The 18,801-nt window shown below is 77.9% G+C and carries 11 protein-coding genes; 2 read left to right on the top strand and 9 right to left on the bottom strand.

The window, feature by feature from the left end; all coding sequences use genetic code 11:
• Positions 1 to 6: 6 nt before the first annotated feature.
• From E4U92_RS03155 to E4U92_RS03135, 5 genes are all read right to left on the bottom strand, one after another.
• Entirely contained in the window at positions 7 to 1,044 is a 1,038-nt protein-coding gene (locus tag E4U92_RS03155) for a rod shape-determining protein (RefSeq protein ID WP_067231117.1), read from the bottom strand.
• A 153-nt stretch (positions 1,045 to 1,197) separates the two neighbouring features.
• Complete coding sequence (locus E4U92_RS36215; protein ID WP_174863664.1) at positions 1,198 to 5,676, bottom strand: SAV_2336 N-terminal domain-related protein; 4,479 nt, start codon at positions 5,674 to 5,676, stop codon at positions 1,198 to 1,200.
• The gene (locus tag E4U92_RS03145; RefSeq protein ID WP_137298692.1) at positions 5,666 to 6,709 is read right to left on the bottom strand and encodes an AAA family ATPase; all 1,044 of its coding nucleotides are present in this window, start codon (positions 6,707 to 6,709) and stop codon (positions 5,666 to 5,668) included. Before E4U92_RS03145 ends, E4U92_RS36215 begins: the two co-directional genes overlap by 11 nt.
• Before the next feature lie 82 nt (positions 6,710 to 6,791).
• Positions 6,792 to 8,492, bottom strand: coding sequence for a VMAP-C domain-containing protein (locus tag E4U92_RS03140; protein ID WP_137298723.1), 1,701 nt, complete (start codon positions 8,490 to 8,492; stop codon positions 6,792 to 6,794).
• A 10-nt stretch (positions 8,493 to 8,502) separates the two neighbouring features.
• On the bottom strand, positions 8,503 to 8,889 hold the full coding sequence (locus tag E4U92_RS03135) for a CU044_2847 family protein (protein ID WP_137298691.1): 387 nt from the start codon (positions 8,887 to 8,889) through the stop codon (positions 8,503 to 8,505).
• Between the two features lie 206 nt (positions 8,890 to 9,095).
• On the opposite strand from E4U92_RS03135, the gene E4U92_RS03130 reads away from it, so the two are divergent.
• Positions 9,096 to 12,743, top strand: a complete 3,648-nt coding sequence (locus tag E4U92_RS03130) for a S8 family serine peptidase (protein WP_137298690.1) — start codon at positions 9,096 to 9,098, stop codon at positions 12,741 to 12,743.
• Between the two features lie 60 nt (positions 12,744 to 12,803).
• Here the strand turns inward: E4U92_RS03130 and E4U92_RS03125 are convergent, their stop codons facing one another.
• From E4U92_RS03125 to E4U92_RS03115, 3 genes are all read right to left on the bottom strand, one after another.
• Positions 12,804 to 14,204 (bottom strand): carboxyl transferase domain-containing protein, encoded by a 1,401-nt coding sequence (locus E4U92_RS03125; RefSeq protein ID WP_137298689.1) that lies wholly within the window; start codon positions 14,202 to 14,204, stop codon positions 12,804 to 12,806.
• Complete coding sequence (locus E4U92_RS03120; RefSeq protein ID WP_137298688.1) at positions 14,201 to 15,721, bottom strand: acyl-CoA synthetase; 1,521 nt, start codon at positions 15,719 to 15,721, stop codon at positions 14,201 to 14,203. Before E4U92_RS03120 ends, E4U92_RS03125 begins: the two co-directional genes overlap by 4 nt.
• Before the next feature lie 153 nt (positions 15,722 to 15,874).
• Positions 15,875 to 16,945, bottom strand: a complete 1,071-nt coding sequence (locus tag E4U92_RS03115) for a MerR family transcriptional regulator (protein ID WP_137298687.1) — start codon at positions 16,943 to 16,945, stop codon at positions 15,875 to 15,877.
• 187 nt (positions 16,946 to 17,132) lie between these two features.
• On the opposite strand from E4U92_RS03115, the gene E4U92_RS03110 reads away from it, so the two are divergent.
• Positions 17,133 to 18,008, top strand: coding sequence for an ATP-grasp domain-containing protein (locus tag E4U92_RS03110; RefSeq protein ID WP_137298686.1), 876 nt, complete (start codon positions 17,133 to 17,135; stop codon positions 18,006 to 18,008).
• Positions 18,009 to 18,092: 84 nt separating this feature from the next.
• On the opposite strand, the gene E4U92_RS03105 is transcribed toward E4U92_RS03110, so the two are convergent.
• Complete coding sequence (locus E4U92_RS03105; RefSeq protein ID WP_137298685.1) at positions 18,093 to 18,716, bottom strand: hypothetical protein; 624 nt, start codon at positions 18,714 to 18,716, stop codon at positions 18,093 to 18,095.
• Positions 18,717 to 18,801: the final 85 nt, after the last annotated feature.

The following is an 18,801-nucleotide window of genomic DNA, read 5'->3' as shown; positions in this document are numbered from 1 at the left end:
CGGCGCTCAGGACCCCATCGGGTTCAGCGCGAGCGGCTGGATCTTCCCCTCCAGCATGGCGCCCAGGCCCTGCGCGGCACACACGTCGGGCCGCTCGGCGATGTGCACCGGCATGCCCGTGGCCCGGCGCAGCATCTGGTCGAAGCCCGGCAGCAGCGCCGACCCGCCCACCATGGTGATCCCGCGGTCCGCGAGGTCGGCCACCAGGTCCGGCGGGCAGTCCCGCAGCACCTTGCCGATGCCGTCCAGGACGGCCGTCAGCGGGGTCTGGATGGCGTCCCGCACGGCGGCGGTGTCGATCCGCACCGAACGGGCGAGACCGGTGGCGACGTCCCGCCCGTGGATCTCCGTGGACGCCGGCCCGTGCGGGGTCAGGCCGTTGCCCGACAGGGCGATCTGCAGCGGCCGCACGGACTGGCTGGGCAGCATCAGCTCGTGCTCGTGGCGCAGGTGCTGCACGATCGCGTGGTCCACGGCCTCGCCGCCGACCGGGACGCGCTCGGCGGTGACGATCGACCCCAGGGACAGCACCGCCACCTGGGTCGCGGCCGCCCCGCACACCATGATCATGGTGGCTTCGGGCCGCTCCACGGGCAGCCCGCAGCCCACGGCGGCGGCGATGAGCGTGTCGACCAGCTCCACGCGCCGCGCGCCGAGCCCGACCAGGGTCTCGATGGCCGCCCGCTGGGCCAGCGGGTCGGCGTCGTGCGGGGTGCAGGCGGCGGCCCGCAGCCGCGGCTTGCGGCGGAGCTGACGGCGCATCCGGTCGCCCAGCAGGTGACGCAGCATGCGCTGGGCCATCTCGATGTCGACGACCGTGCCGCCGGACACGGGCCGTACCACCCGGATGTAGTGGGGTGTGCGCCCGGTCATCTTCTCGGCCAGTTCCCCGACCGCGATCAGCGCACCGGTACGGGTGTTGACGGCCGCGGCGGAGGGCTGGTCGACGACGAGCCCGGCGCCCTTGACGTACACCCGCGTCCGCGCCGCGCCCAGGTCGACGGCGAAGTGACAGCGGCGCAGCTGCTCCAGACTGGCGGTCATTGGCGGGGTCCTCCCGAGACGCGGTGCGTGGGCCGCCGGGCGGTCGGCCTCCTTCGCATCGTCGGGGGAGCGGGCCGGGGCCGCCCTTTCAGATGGGCTGGGCGGGGCACCGCTGAACGGGCGGTTGTGCCGCCCGCCCGGTCCGACGGCCCGTCAGAGGCCGCGGGCCGCCTCCAGCAACGGCGTCAGCGACGGCACGGTGCTCTCGCAGCCGGCCGCGCGCAGCGCCTGCTCGACCGTCCGGTTGCGGGCCAGCCCGACGAAGCGGATCCCGAGCCGCTGGGCGGCGCCCAGTTCGGCCAGCGTCGAACCCACCAGCAGCGCCGGGGCGTCCTGCCCGGTGAGGGCGCGCACCAGGCCGTCGGGGTGCGGCATCAGCCGCGTCAGGTCCTCGCTGCGGCCGTGCAGCCCGGTGAGGGGCAGCCGGTGGCGCTCCAGGTGGTGGCGGACGGCGGCCTCGCAGACGTCTGTGACGACCCCGACCCGGAGGCCGGCCGCGTGCAGGGTGCGGACCAGGGCGACGGAGCGGTGCGTGGTGGGCGCGTCGGCGACCGCGCGCAGCTCCAGCTCGTCCAGCCGGCTCCGCAGCAGCGGGCCCACCGGGTCGCGGGCGAACACCCGCAGCACGTCCAGCGGGTCCACCAGCGACTCGCGCGCCGCGGCGACCGCCAGGGGACGGCCCGTCAGCGCGTCCTCGGGCGCGCGGTGTTCGGCGGCCAGCGCGAGCAGCTCCAGCGCCGCCTCCCGGGCCCGGGGCGCGGTGAACAGCCGCACCAGCGGCCCGTCGAAGCCGAGCAGCACCGTACGGGTCCCGGCCAGGAGGTCGCCGGGCGTGCGCGGCGCGGGCGCCGGGGCCGGCACCTCGGGCGGCGGGGCGTACTCCGGGGCCAGCGTGACCGCGCAGCTCACCGCCAGGCCGGGCACCGGCCAGTCGCCCAGCTCGGCGCCGAGCGCGCGCTGGGCGCCGACCGCCCGGCGCGGCGGATACCGGCGGGTGATCAGCGGCGCCCGCTCCACGAGGTGCGCGAACAGCCGCTCCGCCACCTCCGCGGTTCCCCCGCGGACGAAGGCGACCGGATCGGCGACCCGCCACGTCAGCTCCACGGCGGCCGTGAAGCCGCCCTTGCCGGACCCGGGCAGGGCCAGCCGGCGCGCGGCGCGCTGCGGGGTCAGGTCGACCTCGTAGTACGTCACCGGCAGCGGCGGGCCACCGCCGTAGGGGGCGGCCGGGTCTAGCAGGGCCAGCGGGCCGCCGGGGCGGGTGTGGACGACGGCGGCGCGTCCCGGCGCGGGGACACCCAGCCGGCCGAGGTCCGGGGTGACGTGCGGCCCGCTCACCAGGTCGCGGTGCTCGGCGCCCGGCCAGTACCAGGCGGCCGGCCGGGTCCCCTCGTACAGCGGGTGGAAGCGGTGCGGGCCCGCGGCGGCGGAGCTGGCGGTGAACTCGCCGTAGAGGGCGGGCGGTACGACGACCACGACGGGTGCGGCGCCGGCCACGGCGGGTCGGGCCCGGCCGAACGCCACCCGCAGCGGCGGTGGTTCGCGCAGGGTCGCCCAGTGGCCCGGGAGCCAGCGCAGCACCGCCATCAGCACCGGCAGCAGCGCGGTGCCGGGCGCCGCCCGGACGGTGTAGCCGTCGGCGCGGACGTGCACCGCGTACTGCCCGGGGCCGAGACCGCCCCGGGAGAGGACCTGGTGGACGGCGTACTCGAGGGTGATGCGGGTCTCGGGCCGGCCGGTGAGGTCCGGGCCCGCCGTGAAGGACAGGGTGCGGGCGCCGTACAGGTCGTCGAGGTGCCGGAGCACCTCGCGCAGCCGGGTCCGCGCCGCCTCGGCCGCGGGGCCCGGGACGCCGTGCAGGGGCTCCTCCGCGAAGAAGCCGGCCACCTCCTCCTCGGACAGCGGGTGCGCCGGCCGGGCGCCGTGACCGTGCTCGGCGCGGTCGAGTTCCGCCTCGGCCGCGAAGACGTCGACCCAGGCGCCCGCCAGGTGCAGGGCGTACCCGTCGCGGGTGGCGGCCACCGTGCCCGGCCCGAGGACCCGGGCCAGCTCGCGGGCCGGGGCGTCGACGCGTGAGTCCGGGCCGTCCGGGTCCGGCCGGTCCCCCAGGCCCTCCGCCAGCCGAGTGCGGGCCAGACGGCCGCCCCGGGCCAGGACCAGCATGCTCAGCAGGGCCTGCGCCTCGGGGCCGGGCAGCTCCAGGGGACGGCCGCCGCGGTCGAGCCGGGGCGGGCCGAACAGCCGCACGCGCAGGTCGGCGGAGTCCTTGACGCCGGCCAGCCGGTCCGTCGCGGTGGGCGGCACGTGTCCGCCGCGGATCTCCTCCAGCAGCGGTCGCAGGCCGGGCGGCACGTCCGGCACCCGGGCGGCCAGCTCCGCGAGCCGGCGGGCGAACGCCTCCCGGTCACCGCGGGCGTCGAGGCCCTCCGACTGCTCGCCCAGCGCGTACCGGCTGAACAGCAGGGTGCCGTCGGGCCGCAGCAGCAGCCCGTCCCAGCCGGGCTGTCCGCGCACCAGGCCGTGCGCGTGCAGCGCCGCCAGCCCCGCCGTGCCGTCGCACACCAGCCGGGCGAACACCGGCAGCGACACCCCGGGGCCGCTGCCCGCGACCAGTTCCGCGACGGTCACGCCGTGCTCGAACCGGGCGACCAGGTAGGGGGTGGCCGGGCCCGGCGACCCGGGGTGCGGGTCGTGCAGGCCGTGGTCCAGGACCCGGATCAGGTGCGGGCTGTCGATCCCGGCGAGGACCCGCGCCTCGCGCAGGAACCGCTCCGCCCCGGCGGGCTGCGGCGGGTAGAGGTGGACGACCACGCGCTCGCCCGTCCGGGTGTCCAGGGCCTCCTGCACCCGCCGCCCGTGCCCGCGTGGCCCCAGGAGGCGGTAGCGGCCGCCGACCAGGCCCACGGGGGAGTCCGCGTCCGGGGTGTCGCGGGCGGGCGGGGGGACGCCGTCGGCCGCGGGGCCGTCGGGGAGGGCGGGCCCGGCCCCGGTCGCCGTCTCGACCTCGGCGTCGGTCCCGGTCCCGCTCCCGTCCGTCCCGCCCAGCCGCCGCACCGTCTCCTCGGTCACCGTGGCGAACGGCTCGCCCGGCGGGGCGGTGGCGGGGGCGTCGGCGGGGGCCGGGGTGTCCGCGGTGGTCGTGCGGGTGCGGAACTCGCCCGCCGCGAGGCCCGCGCGTTCGTCGATGAGGCCGCCCACCCGGGCGAGGAAGGCGCGGGTGCGAGCGCGGACGGTGCGGGGCAGCGTGCGCAGCAGCACCTCGCGCACACCCGGGCGGAAGGCGTAGTGGCCGGGGCTGCCGGGCGTGGCCGTGAGCATGCCGCTGAGGACCACCTCGGCCAGGTGCTGCGGACGCGGGTCGCGCTCCACGGCCCGCTGCACGAGCCGCATCACCGGCACCGAGGGCACGGCCAGCGCCAGGTGGCCCGCCAGCCGGAACGCCTCCGGCGAGGCCGTGGCGCGGAAGTGCAGCACCAGGTCCTGCGGGGAGGACGGGCCGGGTCCGCCGGCCGGCGCGGCGGGCTCCGGCGGGGCGGGGGCCAGCCAGGCGACCGCGCCCGGCAGCCGGGCACCGCCCGGACCGGCCAGCAGCGACGCCCAGTTGGCCAGCCAGGGCGCGCCCGGCTCCAGCACCGGCAGCGCCAGGGACCCCGGCGGACGGGGCGCGCAGCCGGGTCCGTCGTCGTGGGCGCCCGGGTCGTACGGGGTGAACGCCAGGGTGGCCGTCGGGGCCGCCGCGGCCCGCGCCGACAGCAGCCCCGGCTCGGCGGGCAGCGCGGTCGTGGCCCACAGGTGCTCCGGCAGCGGCTGGACGACGGCCAGCGGCACGTGCGCCGCCCAGTGGCGCAGGGTCGCGTACCAGCGGGCGCCCGCCTCGCCGGGGCGCCACTGCGGGCCCGTGCAGTCGCTGACGACCAGCGTGACGGTACGGCCGTCCGCCGGGACCGGGACGTGGGGGGCCCGCCCGTCGGGGCCGGCCGGGTGCAGGGTGACCGTGCGGAAGACGCCCGACTGGGCGAGCACGGTGTGCAGTTCGCGCACCAGCGGCCGCCAGACGGGCATGGTCGGGCCGGTGTCGTGCACCAGGTTCAGCCGCAGCCAGCGCTCGTGCGCCGGGCGCAGCACCGGCAGCCACACGTCCGGGTGGGCGCCGAGCCGGGCGATGCGGTCGGCGGTGGCCCGCTCGTCCAGCTCCCGGGTCCGGGCCGCAGGCACCCGCCGCTTCAGCGGACGCAGCGCGCGCTGCAGGGCGAGCGGACGGTGCAGCATCGGCGGCGCGGGGGCGAGCAGGGACGGCCCGCCGGCCGCGGGACGGGTGGCCGGTCCCTGCCCGGTGTCCGGGCGGGCGTCCGGGGCCGGGAGGTGCAGGGGGACCCGGGGGGCGGGCGGGGCCTGCCGCACGGCCGGGGGAGGGAGGCCGGGGGCCGGCCCGTCGGGGACGTACGGGACCGGTTCGGCGGCCTGCCGCGGTGGGCCGGGGTGCGGGGGACCTCCCTCCTCCTCCGCCGACCGGCCGGCCAGCCACAGCACTTCCGCGATCTCGCGCGGGGTCGGTGCCGTGCCGGCGGCGGCGGTCAGCAGCGCCGCCAGCCGGGCCACGGCGGCCGGTTCGTCGGACCCCTCAGAGGCCATCGCCGTCCGCCGGGGCGCTCAGGTAGGGCATCAGCTGTTCCGCCAGGGCGTCGCGCGAGGGGGCGTCCAGGCCCGCGACGCCGGTCAGGTAAAGGGCGTTCAGGAGCTGGTCGGTGGCCAGTTCGCCGTCCTTGGCGCGTTCCACGAACCGGTCGATGAGCGGGCCCGCCCCGCCGGTGGCCGTGCCGAGGTGGGCGCGCACGATCTCGGCGAGCCGCTCGCCGTCCGGGCGGCGCAGCGCGAGCCGGACGCAGCGGCGCAGGAAGGCGGGCGGGAACTCGCGCTCGCCGTTGCTGGTCAGCACGACGAACGGGAACGCCCGGCAGCGGACCCGGCCGCGCCGGACCGGTACGGGGGTGCCGGTGCCGTCGGCCAGCACCTCGACGGCCTCCTCGCCGGTCCCTGCGTGATCCTCGCCGGTCCGCCGCGCGGCGCGCATCAGCTCGGGGATCTCGTACTGCCCCTCCTCCAGCACGTTCAGCAGGTCGTTGGGCAGGTCGAGGTCGCTCTTGTCGATCTCGTCGACGAGCAGCACCCGGGGACGCCCGTACGGCAGCAGCGCGGTGCCCAGCGGGCCGAGGCGCAGGTGGTCCTCCACCCCGGTCTCGCCCGCCGCGTCACCACCGAGGGACGCCTGGCGGGCCGCGTACAGGCGGGACAGCGGGTCGTACTGGTAGAGGCCGTCGGCGAGGGTGCTGCGGCTGGTGATGTTCCAGCGCAGCACCGGGCCGAGCCGCAGCTCGCGGGCCACGGCGTAGGCCAGCGAGGACTTGCCGGTGCCGGGCGGGCCGGTGACCAGCAGCGGGCGGCGCAGCACCAGGGCCGCGTTGACGAGCTGGACCGCCTCCGGGGTGGCGACGTAGGTGCGGGCGCGGTGCACGCGGTCGGGGGAGACGGCCGCCTCGTCGTCGGCGTCCCGGGGCGGGGGCAGCACGGGCGTGCCGTCGAACGCCCGCCAGGGCGGCGGGGCGGGCAGCCGGTCGATGCCGTCGTGCGGTTCGCTGCTGCCGGTGTAGACGGACCAGTGCGGCATGGCGGTTCTCGGTCTCCGACGGTGGGGTGCGGGCGGGTGTGCAGGAGGGTGGGGGGGTGAGTCGGCCACGGCGGGCGGCCGTTCAGGCCACGGGTGAGCGGGCGTGCGCCGGGCCCGTGGCGGGTGGGTCGGGGAAGATCCGGGGGTCGTCCCACAGCAGTTGGAGGTCGCGCGCCCAGTGGCCGTCCTCGGCGTCGGCCTCCAGGCGCAGTTCCCAGACGCGGCGCGGGAGTTCCGCGGGCGGGCGGCCGGCCAGGCCGGCGTCCAGCTCGTCCAGGAACACCTTGCCCGGGCAGCCCTCGCCTCCCGTGCAGGGCTGCCGGTCGGGCCCGCCCGGGCAGCCGCGGCGCGACCAGGCCACCAGCGGGGCGGGCGCGGTGAGCGAGGTGGTGAAGTGGGCGCGGGCGGCCGAGGGCGCCGCGGCGAACCCCACCAGGCAGCCGTCGGCCCGCAGCAGCTCCAGCCGCAGCCGACCGGCCGCCTCCCGCTCCGTGCACTCCACCCGGTGCATCCGCGCGCCGGGCAGCGAGTCGAGCCGGTTCCAGGCGCGGGTGAGGACGTGCCGGGTGCCGGCCCTGCGGCGCGCCTGGTCGGTGACGACCAGCGGGTGCTTGCAGCCGAGCGGGGTCTCGTCGTCGGGACCCGGGTGCCAGCGGTCCACGGGCAGGTCGAGCCAGTCGCGCGGCAGCGCGAACGCGATCAGCTCGTCGCAGCCGGGGGTCAGGTACCGGAACGCCGCGTCGATGCGGTCCTGCACGTAGCCGGGCAGCCGGGAGCGCGGCACCGTCCCCGAGTCCACCGGGTGCCGGCGCCCGCCGCTGTACGCCGACACCTCCACGCGCACCAGGTCGTCGCCCGCGCCGCTGTGCCGGAGGTCGACCAGGATGGGCGACCACTCGGGGCTCCCGGGCCGCTCCACGGGCGCGGAGAACTGCTCCTCGACCAGGTCCGCGAACCGGGCGACGGTCGCCGCCGCGTCCGGCCCGTCCAGTTCGCACAGCACGAACAGCGCCGCCGACCACAGCGAGTCGAAGCCCTCCTCGGGCGGCTCCGGCGCCAGCTCCCCGGCCGCCGCCCGGTACAGCCGTACGGGGTCGCAGTCCAGGCCGGTGCGCTCCGCCCGCTCGACCAGCCCGCGCAGCCGCGCCCGGTCGGCGCCGTGGTGGTCGGAGGTGGGGACCAGGCCCTCCAGCGCGGGCCAGTGCCGGGCCATCACCTCGGTCGGCATCATCCGCCCGGTGCGCACGCCCTGGGCGCCGGCGTCGGCGGTGACCATGCCGACCACCTCACCGGTGTCGACGAGGGTGACGGCGGCGCCGCTGAAGCCGGGGGCGAGCGGCTGGCCGCCGAGCTGCCAGGCCTCGAGCTGGAGCCACTCGCCGCTGATCAACTGGGGTGCGGTGACGCGGTACTCGGCGAGCGTGCCCTCGTCGAAGCCGTCCGGGAAGCCGTACACGACGAGCTTGCGCGGCGGTGTGCCGTACGCCGTGTCGGCGGGGGCCAGGGCGGCCGGGGCGCTCGGCGCGTCCTCCGCCAGCTCCAGGACGGCGAGGTCGCCGAGGTCGGCGGCGGTGCCGGCGTCCCAGCCGCCGCCGGCGACGCGCCGGGCCGGCACGGCGGGGCGGCCGGGGAACGCGGCGAAGGACACGGCGAGTTCACCGGCGGGGAGGTCGTGCACGACGTGCGCGCAGGTCAGCACGGTGCGCGGGGCGACGAGGAAACCCGCCCCGGCCACCGTGCCGCCGACGCGTTCGATCCGGGCGTGCCACGCGGCACTCCTCAGCGGCCGCACGTCAGACGGTGGGGGTGCTCTCGGGGGCGGGCGCGGGGACGGCCGCCGCGCCAGCCGGGGCCGGCCCCGCCGTCGCCGGGCTCCAGCTCAGCTTCACCACCAGGTGGCCCTCCGCCGTGCCCTTGGCGATGATCGCGCCCGTCTCCGCCGACAGCTTCACCCCGAACTCGATCTCCACGCCGTCCGGGCGCAGCGAGCCGTCGCGGAAGACCCGCAGGGCCGACTCGGCGGCGGCGCGGACCCCCTCCAGCGCACCCTCGAAGGTGCGGGACGCCTGGACGACGCCGTTGTCCCGGGCGACCAGCCGGGACCCGGGCCGGGGCGGCTCGGCCGCCTCCACGGCGACCGCGACGCCGTCCGCGGTCGTGAACTCCACCAGTGCTGCCATCGTGCCCCCGTCGGTACTGCGGCTCTGTGCGCCCTCATTGTTACGGACGGTGCTCACGGTTGTCCTCCCGCCCCGTCCGGCACCGCCCCCGCACTGGCGGGAACCCGCCACGTCGCCTTCTCGCCGCGTCCGCACCAACTCCGTTGCCGCACAGGTCCCGTGACACTCGTCGGGCAGCACGACTCACGACGGCGGAAGAGGCGTGGATGAGCAGACGACGACCCGTCAGAGGCACGGCGGCCGCCCTCCTGTCGGCCGGGCTGGTGGCCGCGGTGCTCCCGGTGGCCGGCCCCGCCCGCGCCGCGGACACCCCCGCCGCCCCGGCCGCCGGCACCGCCCGTACGGTCACCCTGGTCACCGGGGACGAGGTCACCGTCACCGACCTCGCCGGCGGGCACCGGACGGTCACCGTGGAGCGCCCCCGGGGCGCCACCGGGGCCGTGCGCACCCAGTCGGACGACGGCGAGATCACCGTCGTGCCGGACGAGGCCCGGCCGTACCTGCGGGCCGGGACGCTCGACCGGCGGCTGTTCGACGTCAGCGCGCTGCTGCGCCAGGGACTCGGCGACTCCGCCACCGGGGAGCTGCCGCTGATCCTCACCCGCGCCCCGGGCGCGCGGGCCCTCACCCCGCGGTCGGCCGAGCGCACCCGGACCCTGCCCAGCATCCGCGGGATCGCCGTGGAGGCGGCCAAGGGGCGGGACTTCTGGGGCGAGTTCACCCGGCACGGCAGCGGTGTCGGCGCGGTCTGGCTGGACGGGCGCGTCACCGCCGACATGGCCGAAAGCAACGCCCGCATCGGGACGGCAGCGGCCTGGGAGGCGGGCCTGACCGGCAAGGGCGTCACCGTCGCCGTCCTCGACACCGGCGTGGACCCGGACCACCCCGACCTGGCGGACCGGGTGGCGGTCAGCCGGAACTTCGTCGAGGGGGAGGAGGGGGAGCCGGCCGCCGACCGCAACGGCCACGGCACGCACGTCGCCTCGACGGCCGGCGGCAGCGGGGCCGCCTCCGACGGCCGGGAGAAGGGTGTCGCGCCCGGCGCGACCCTCGCCGTCGGCAAGGTGCTCGGCGACCAGGGCTCGGGCAGCGAGTCGCAGATCATCGCGGGCATGGAGTGGGCGGCCCGCGAGGTGCACGCCGACGTCGTCTCCATGAGCCTCGGCACCACCGAACCCAGCGACGGCACCGACCCGATGGCCCGCGCGCTGGACACGCTGTCCGCCGAGACCGGCGCGCTGTTCGTCGTCGCCGCGGGCAACACCGGCACGCCCTCGTCCATCGGCTCGCCCGGCGCCGCCGACGCGGCCCTGACGGTCGGCGCCGTCGACTCCGCCGACCGGCCCGCCTCCTTCACCAGTGCCGGCCCCCGCCACGGCGACCACGCCCTCAAGCCGGACCTGTCCGCCCCGGGCGTCGACATCCTCGCCGCCCGCTCCCGACTCACCGCCGGCAGCGGCTACTACACCACCCTGAGCGGTACGTCGATGGCCACCCCGCACGTCGCGGGCGTGGCCGCGCTCCTCGCCGAGCAGCACCCCGACTGGACCGGCACCCGGCTCAAGGACGCCCTGATGTCCACCTCCGCACGGCTGGACGCCCCCGCCTACACGGCGGGCGCGGGCCGGGTGAGCGTGCCGGACGCGATCGGCGCCCGCGTCACCGCCACCGGCAGCGCCGACCTGGGCTTCCACCGCTGGCCCCCCGCCACCGACCGGCCGGTCACCCGGACCCTCACCTACGCCAACTCCTCCGGCACCGACACCGTGGTGCGGCTGTCGGTCACCGGCGCCCCCGAGGGCGTCGTCACCCTCGCCGACACCACGCTCACCGTGCCCGCCCACGGCACCGCGTCCACGACCGTCACCGGCGACGCCACCCGCGCCCCGGCCGGCCTCACCAGCGGGCGCGTCGAGGCCGCCGACGCCACCGGCACCCCGCTCGCGCACACCGCGTTCGGCCTGGTCGAGGAGGACGAGCGGTACACGCTCACCGTGCACGTCAAGGACCGTGACGGCACCCCCGCGGCCGCCGACCTCACCGTCCAGCGCCTCGCCCGGGGCGCGGACGCCACCCCCGAGCACGTCGGCGACACCGGCACCCTCACGCTGCGGCTGCCGCCGGGCACGTACAGCCTGACCTCTTTCCTCGACGTGCGCGGCGGCCACGGCGCCGACTCCCTCGGCCTCGGCTTCCTCGCCGCGCCCGAGGTCGTCCTCGACCGGGACCGCGAAGTGACCCTGGACGGGAGCCGGTTGCGCGAGGTGCGGGCCGACGTCGGCCGGCGCACCGAGACCCGGCAACTGCTCATGGAGTACGACCGCAGCGCCGACGGCACCGACCTGTCCGGCGCGGTCCAGGTGCCGGTGGCGTACGACAGCGTCTTCGCCGCGCCCACCGACCGGGTCACCCGGGGCCGCTTCGAGTACCGCACGGTGTGGCGGCTCGGCGCGCCCGCGCTGCGGGTCACCGGCGTCCGGGAGGCGGTCGTCCAGCCCGGCGGGGCGCGGCCGGCCGGGCACCGCACCCTGCCGCTGGCCGACGCGGGGGAGTGGCCCGGCCCCGCCCCGGGGGCGCTCGCGGGTGCCGCGGGCGAGGCGGTGCTCGTGCGGCTCGCCGACGGCGCCGACCCCGTCGCCCTCGCGCAGGCGGCCCAGGAGGCGGGCGTGGCCGCGCTGTTCGTCACCGACGACGTGCCCGGCCGGCTGACCGCCTGGTGGGGCACGGACGACGGGGGCGACCGGCCGTTCCCGGTCGCCACGCTCGACACGGCCGACGCGGCCCGGCTGCGCGCCCGGCCCACGGCCGTCCTGACCGGCACCCCCGACACGCCCTGGGTGTACGACCTGTCGGAGGGCCACGCCGGCGCGGTCCCGGACCGCGACCTCACCTACACGCCCCCCGCCCGCGAACTCGCCACCGTGGACGTCCGGTTCCACGCCCCCGGCCCGCGCAGCGGCGGCGAGTTCCGCTACTCCCTGACCGACGCCTTCCCCCTCGGCATCGGGTTCCTGGAGCGGGTCGGCCTGCCCGCCCTGCGCACGGACCACGTGTCCACCGGGCCCGGCCAGCTCTGGCACGAGTCGGTCACCGCGGGGGACGGCGCGCTGGAGGAGCGGTCGGGGCCGGTCGCCTACCGGGGCGGCAGCCACCCGGTGCTCAACTGGTTCCGGCCGGTGTGGCACCCCTGGCTGGGCACCGGGCTCGGCCGGGGCCAGCAGCGCTCCGGGAACACCCTGCGGTTCGACGTGCCCGGCTGGGGCGACTCCGGGCCCGATCACACCGGGTCCGGCGACGCGTGGAGCGAGGAGAGCGGTATGACCCAGACCACCTCGGTCCTCCTCGACGGCGCCCTGGTCGACCGGCGCCGGGGCAGCGGCGTCACCGTCCAGGACGCGCCCGCCGACGCCCGCACCTACACCGTCGTCACGGACACCGCGCTCGACGCCGGCCGCTGGTCCCGGGCGAGTCAGGGCCACGCCGAGTGGACCGTGCGCTCCGCCGCCACACCCGAGGACCACTGGACGTACCTGCCGCTGATCAACCTGTCCTTCGCCGTGGACACCGACCTGGCCGGCGACGTCCGGGGTGGCAGCCGCGTCCCGGTCGGCCTCGGCGCGCGGTACGTCGCGGGCGCGGCCGGCACCGGCACCCCCGGCGGCGGCACCCTCGCGGTGTCCTACGACGACGGGGCGACCTGGCGGCCGGTCCCGCTGACCGGCGGCGCGGGCACCTGGCACGGGACGCTCGCCGTGCCGCGCGGCGCGGCGTCGGTGTCCCTGCGGGCGTCGGCCCATGACGACCGGGGCGGGTCCGTGACCCAGACGCTGGTGCGGGCGATCGGGGTGCGGTGAGCCGGCGGGGGCCCGCCCGCCGCTCACGGCCGCCCCAGGCCGGGCATCCGGCGCCGGGCCCTACGGCCGGTCGGTGTCCGCGTCGTCGGTGTGGTCGCTGTGGTCGGTGTCGTCGGTGTCGTCCTCCCCCGCGCGCACCACTCCCAGTTCCACCAGGTCCTGCGGGCGCAGGCGCAGGTGGTCGGCCGTCGCCGGGACCTGGTCCGCGGGCCGCTTCAGGATGGCGGCGGCCGACTCCGGCGCGATGACGGAGAAGTAGCTGTCCGGGGCGGCCCAGGTGCGGCCCGGCGCGGCCAGCGCGAGGGCGCCGCCGGAGCCGCCCTCGCCGACGACCAGCGTGGTCACCGGGATCCGGGTGCCGGCCACCGCGCCGAACAGTTCGGCGATCGCGGGGCCCACGCCCTGCCGCTCCGCCTCGGCGTCGTTCGCGGCGCCCGGGGTGTCCACCAGGGTCAGCACCGGGATGCCCAGCCGGTCGGCGAGGCGGATCAGCCGGGTCGCCGTGCGGTAGCCGGCCGGGCGGGTGGCCGCGCCGGTCTGGGCGGCGTAGGCGACGGTCCGCCCGTCGCGGGCGCTGACGCCGAATCCGCACAGCATCCCCTCGGGGTCGGCGCCGCCGCAGCGGTCGCCGCGGATCTCGGCCCGCCGGGTGAAGCAGGCGTCCAGGTAGCGCCCGGCGCGCGGGCGCCGCGGGTCGCGGGCGCGCAGCACGGCCTCCCAGCCGGTGGCCGGCGGGTCCGTCGCGCCCAGCGGTCCGGGCACCGGCGCCGGGGCGTCGGACCGGCCGGTCAGCAGCCGCAGCCACAGGCCGAGCGTGCCGCGCAGCTCCCCGGGCGGTACGACGGCGTCGGCCGAACCCGCCGCGACCTGCGCCTCGGCGGTGTACGCGGCCGGGTCGGCGTCCGGCGGCCGCACCCGCGAGCCCGCGAAGCCCACCTGGGCGCCCGGCAGCGCGAGCACCACGTCGGCGCCCGCGCCCAGCGTGGCCCAGCCGCCGCCGGTCGTCGGGTCCCGCACCACCGCGACCTGCGCCAGCCCGGCCTCCCGGGTGAGCGCCGATTGCCGTGCGACGCGCTGGAGCTGGGTCAGCGCGAGCATGCCCTCCTGCATCCGGCTGCCGCCGGTGGCGACCAGCGGGACGACGGGGAGGCGGTGGGCGCGGGCGTAGCGGTGGGCCGACTCCAGCCGGTCTCCGGTGGCTCGGCCGAGCGAGCCGCCGAGGAACCCGAACTCGAAGGCGATGAGCACGGCCCGGGTCCCCTCGATCTCCGCGGTGCCGCAGACGACCGACTCGGACTCGCCGGTGCGGTCCGTGGCGCGGGCGCGCGCCGCGTCGTAGCCGGGCCAGCCGAGGGGCCCGTCGGGGGCCGGCTCGCGGGCCGGGTGGGGCAGTTCGGTGAAGGTGGACGCGTCGGTGACCAGGGCGAGGAGTTCCCGGGCGGTGGGGCGGGCGGCGGTCACGCGGTCAGGGCCCGCTTCATGATCTTGCCCATGTCGTTGCGGGGCAGGGCGTCGAGATAGCGGACGGTGCGGGGACGCTTGTGCGGGGCGAGGCGGGCGGCCACGTGGTCGGCCAGCGCGTCGGCGCCGGGCGGGTCGGCGGGGTCGGCCGGGACGATCCAGGCGACGATCCGCTCGCCCAGGTCGGCGTCCGGTTCCCCGGTGACGGCGGCCTCCCTGACCCCGGGGTGCTCCAGCAGCGCGTTCTCGATCTCTCCGGCGCCGATCTTGTACCCGCCGCTCTTGATCAGGTCGGTGGCCTTGCGGCCGACGATCCGCACGGAGCCGTCCGGGTCGCGCACCGCCATGTCCCCGGTGCGGAACCAGCCGTCGGCGGTGAACGCGGCCGCGGTCGCCTCGGGCCGGTTGAGGTACTCGGTGAACAGGTTCGGCCCGCGCACCTGGATCTCCCCGACGCTCTCCCCGTCGTACGCGGCGACCGGCGAGCCGTCCTCCTCCACGAGCCGCAGCTCCACGCCCGGCAGCGGCAGCCCGACGGTGCCCGGACGCGCCTCGCCGTCCGCCCGCACGGCCGTGTTCATCAGCGTCTCGGTCATGCCGTACCGCTCGATGACGCGCCGTCCGGTGGCGGCCGCGATCCGCTCGTGGTCGTGCACGGGCAGCGCCGCCGACCCCGACACCAGCAGCCGCGCCCGGCCCAGCGCGGCGGCCAGGGCCGGGTCGCCGGGCAGCGCCTCGGCGAGGCGGTGGTACATCGTCGGCACGCCGAAGAGCATGGTGGCGCCGTCCTCCAGCTCCCGGGCCACGCCCTCGGGGGAGAACCGGCCGAGGTGCCGCACACCGCCGCCGCGCCGCAGCGGGCCCAGCACGCCGAGGACCAGGCCGTGCACGTGGAACAGCGGCAGCCCGTGCACCAGCACGTCCGACCCCGTCCACTGCCAGGCGTCGGCGAGGGCGTCCAGGGTGTGGGCGAGGGCCCGGCGCGGCAGCACGGCCCCCTTGGGCGGCCCGGTGGTCCCGGAGGTGTAGACGACCAGCGCGGGATCCTCGTCGCCCGCCTCCGCGACCGGCGCGGAGCGCCCGCCGCCCGCCCCGGCGGCCCGCACCGGGTCCCCGTCGCCCGCCCCGGAGCCGTCCGGGGTCCCCGGCAGCGGCCCCCGGGCCGCCGGGTCGACGTCGACCCGTTCGAGCCCGGCCAGCGCGCCCGGCAACCGGTCCCCGGCGGCCGCCAGCACCAGGCCCGGCGCGCTGTCGGACACGATGTGCCCCAGCTCCTTCTCACCGGACTTCGGGTTGAGCGGCACGGCGGCCGCCCCGGCGAGCAGCACCCCGACCACGGCGACGGCGGTCTCCACCGACGGCGTCGCCCACACGGCGACCCGCCGGGCCCCGCCGATCCGTCCGCCCACGGCGCCGGCCGCCGCCGCGAGTTCGGCATACGTCAGAGACCGCTCACCGAAGCGAAGGGCGACCCGGTCACCCGGTGCGCCGGTCAGGGCGGGGAAGAGAGAGGACACGCGGGACACTCCTAGCGCCGGACGCCAACGACATCCCGTTCCTACCCCACCGCGGGGCCCGTCGGACCGCCGGGCCGTTTGACACCCGTCACGTCGACGCCCCGCCGGCGCGCGGCCGCCCGCGTCCGGCCCGGCCCTCGCCTCCGGCGCGGCTCACGCCCCCGGGTCCACCACGTCCGCCACCACGCACGTGACGTTGTCCGGCGCGCCGGCGTCCCGGGCCGCCCCGACCAGCGACCGTACGGCCTGCGCCGGGTCGTCGGCCGCGACCAGCAGCCGGTCCACCACCGCGTCCGGGACCACGCCCGACAGCCCGTCCGAGCAGAGCAGGAAGCGGTCACCGGCGACCGCGTCGTGCAGCCGGACGTCGGGGGCGGGCGCGCCGGCGCCGGAGAGGGCCTTGAGCAGCAGGGAGCGCTGCGGGTGGACGCCGGCCTCCTCCGGGGTCAGGCGCCCCTCGTCCAGCAGCGACTGGACCACCGTGTGGTCGTGGGTGATGCGGAACAGGCTGCCCGCGCGCCGCACGTACGCGCGCGTGTCCCCGATGTGCGCCAGGGCCAGCCGGGAGCCCGTCCACAGCAGCGCGGTCAGCGTGGTGCCGGTCTCGTCCGTGTCCCCGGCCACACCGCGCACGGCCTCGCCCGCGCCGCGCACCGCGTCCTCCAGCAGGCCCAGCACGTTCCCCGCGGCCACCTCCTCGGAGTCGAGGACCCGCAGCGCCTGCACGGCGGCGCTGCTCGCGGGGCCGCCCCGCGGTCCGAAGCCGTCGGCGACGGCCAGCAGCCGGGCACCGGCGTAGGCGGCGTCCTGGTTGGCGGGCCGTACCAGGCCCCGGTCGGAGTGGGCGGCGTAGCGCAGGTGCAGCATGACGGTGTCCTCCTCGGTGGACGGCGGGGCCGACAGGTGGTCGACGAGGAAGGCGGCCAGGTCCCGGCGTACGGCCGTCTCGGCCTCGACCCGGGCCCAGTACGCGCGTACCTCCCGGGCGGCGGACGCCGCGTCGAGCGCGCACACCTCGCGGATCCGGGCCAGCGGCATGCCGAGCCGGCGCAGCCACGCCACCAGCCGGGCGCGGTCGAGCTGCTCGGCCGCGTAGTAGCGGTAGCCGGTGTCCGGGTCGACCCGGGCGGGCGGCAGCAGGTCCAGCTCGTCGTACAGGCGCAGGGCCTTCGGCGAGAGCCGGGTCGCCTTCGCGAAGGCCCCGATCGTGAGCAGGGTCGTCATGCCCGGCCCACCCCCGTTCGTGTGTGCGTGTGCGTGGTCGTCGCGCCGACCGTCCGGTGCGTCCTCGTCGTCGGCCTGGCGTCGATGCTGGGGCTTCACCGAAGGGGAAGGTCAAGGCGGTCGTCCCGGTTCCCGGGGCGCCGGTTAGCCTGCGGCTGTCGCACAGCCGTCCGAGGAGGTCCCCGCCGTGCCCCGTATCGCGCTCGTCACCTACGACCCCGGGCCGCGGCCCAGCCGGGACACCGACCTGCCCGTCCTGGTCGACGCGCTGACCGCGGCCGGTGCCGACACCCGGGCCGTCGCCTGGGACGACCCGGACGCCGACTGGGCCGGTCTCGACCTCGCCGTCCTGCGCTCCACCTGGGACTACAGCTGGCGGGCGGCGGAGTTCTCGGCCTGGCTGGAGCGCTGCGCCGGGCTCACCAGGCTGCTCAACCCGCTGGGCGTCGTGCGCTGGAACACCGACAAGCGCTACCTCGGCGAGCTGGCCGCGGCCGGAGTCCCCACGGTCCCCACCCGCTACCTGGCCCCCGGCGACCCGGCCGACCTGCCCGACGGCCACGACTACGTGATCAAACCGACCTCCGGCGCCGGCGCCCGCTTCGCCGCGCGCTACACGCCCGACGACCACGCCAGGGCCGTACGCCACCTGCAGCACCTGCACGCCGAGGGCTTCACGGCGATGCTCCAGCCGTACGTCCGCGGCATCGAGACCGGCGGCGAGCGGGCCCTGCAGTTCTTCGGCGGCCGTCTGCTGCACGCCAGCCGCAAGGGCGCCGTCCTGGCCCCCGGCGCCCCCTACGACGCCGACAAGGTGCCCCACCCCGACCTGCAGCCGTGGGAGCCGACGCCCGCCGAACTCGCCGTGGCGGAACGGGCCCTGGCCGCCGTCCCCGACCCCTCCGGCCTGCTGTACGCCCGGGTCGACCTGGTCGACGGCGAGGACGGCACGCCCCGCCTGATGGAGCTGGAGCTGGTCGAGCCCAATCTGTTCCTGGGGCTGCACCCGGGCTCGGTGCCGCGGGTGGTGGAGGCGGTCCTCGCGGCCGCGGGCAGCGCCTGAGGCGGACGCGGGGAGACGTCAGGCGAAGGGCGCCGGCGCCGGTGTGCCGGTCGACGGCGCCCGCGGCGGACGCGAGGGGAGAGATCAGACGGAGGGCGTCTGCCCCGGTGTGCCGGTCGTCGCCGTGCGCTGGAGCAGGCCCCAGGTGAACTCCGCGGTCACCGCCCGGGGGACGCCCCCGCCGTCCGGCGCGGTGAAGGCGAGGCCCCAGCGGGTGGGGGCGGTGCCCTGCAGGGGGCGGGCCGGGGCGAAGGCGCGGGCGGCCTCGTCGATCGTGCAGGACCAGGGCGTGAGGTCGTCCAGGGTGCGCAGGGCGGGCGACGGCGCGCCGGGCGCGCGGACCAGCCACTCGGTCCAGACCGCGCCCCGCTCGCCCACCAGCACCTCGAAGCGCAGGTCGGGCCAGAGGGGGAGGGGCCACTGCCACGCCTCGCAGTCGAGGTCACCGATGCGGCGGGCCCGCGTCGACTCGGGGGTCCCGAGGACCGAGCGGTACCGGGAGGCGGCGGGGCGGGGGCGGGGGGAGCGGAGCATCGCCTGCCACCGCTTGTTGGCCTCGCGCATCTCGAGGAGCGTCACGCCCAGTTCACGGCGGGCGTCCTCGACCAGGTCCGGGTTGTGGTCGGCCATGCGGCGCAGCAGCACGAGCTGGAAGTGCAGGGGCGTGAACGGGCCGGCGGGGCGCTTCTCGGACGGCATGTCCCCCATCGTGGCCCACCGTCCGCGCCCATTGCCCGCTCCGACCCCTTGTGACTAGCCTGTGTTCGTCATCCCGATCGCCAGTTGAAATCTC

This window comes from Streptomyces galbus (assembly GCF_005280195.1).
In the GTDB taxonomy this organism is placed as follows: Bacteria; Actinomycetota; Actinomycetes; order Streptomycetales; family Streptomycetaceae; genus Streptomyces; species Streptomyces galbus.
This window is presented reverse-complemented; position numbering and strand designations above follow the sequence as displayed.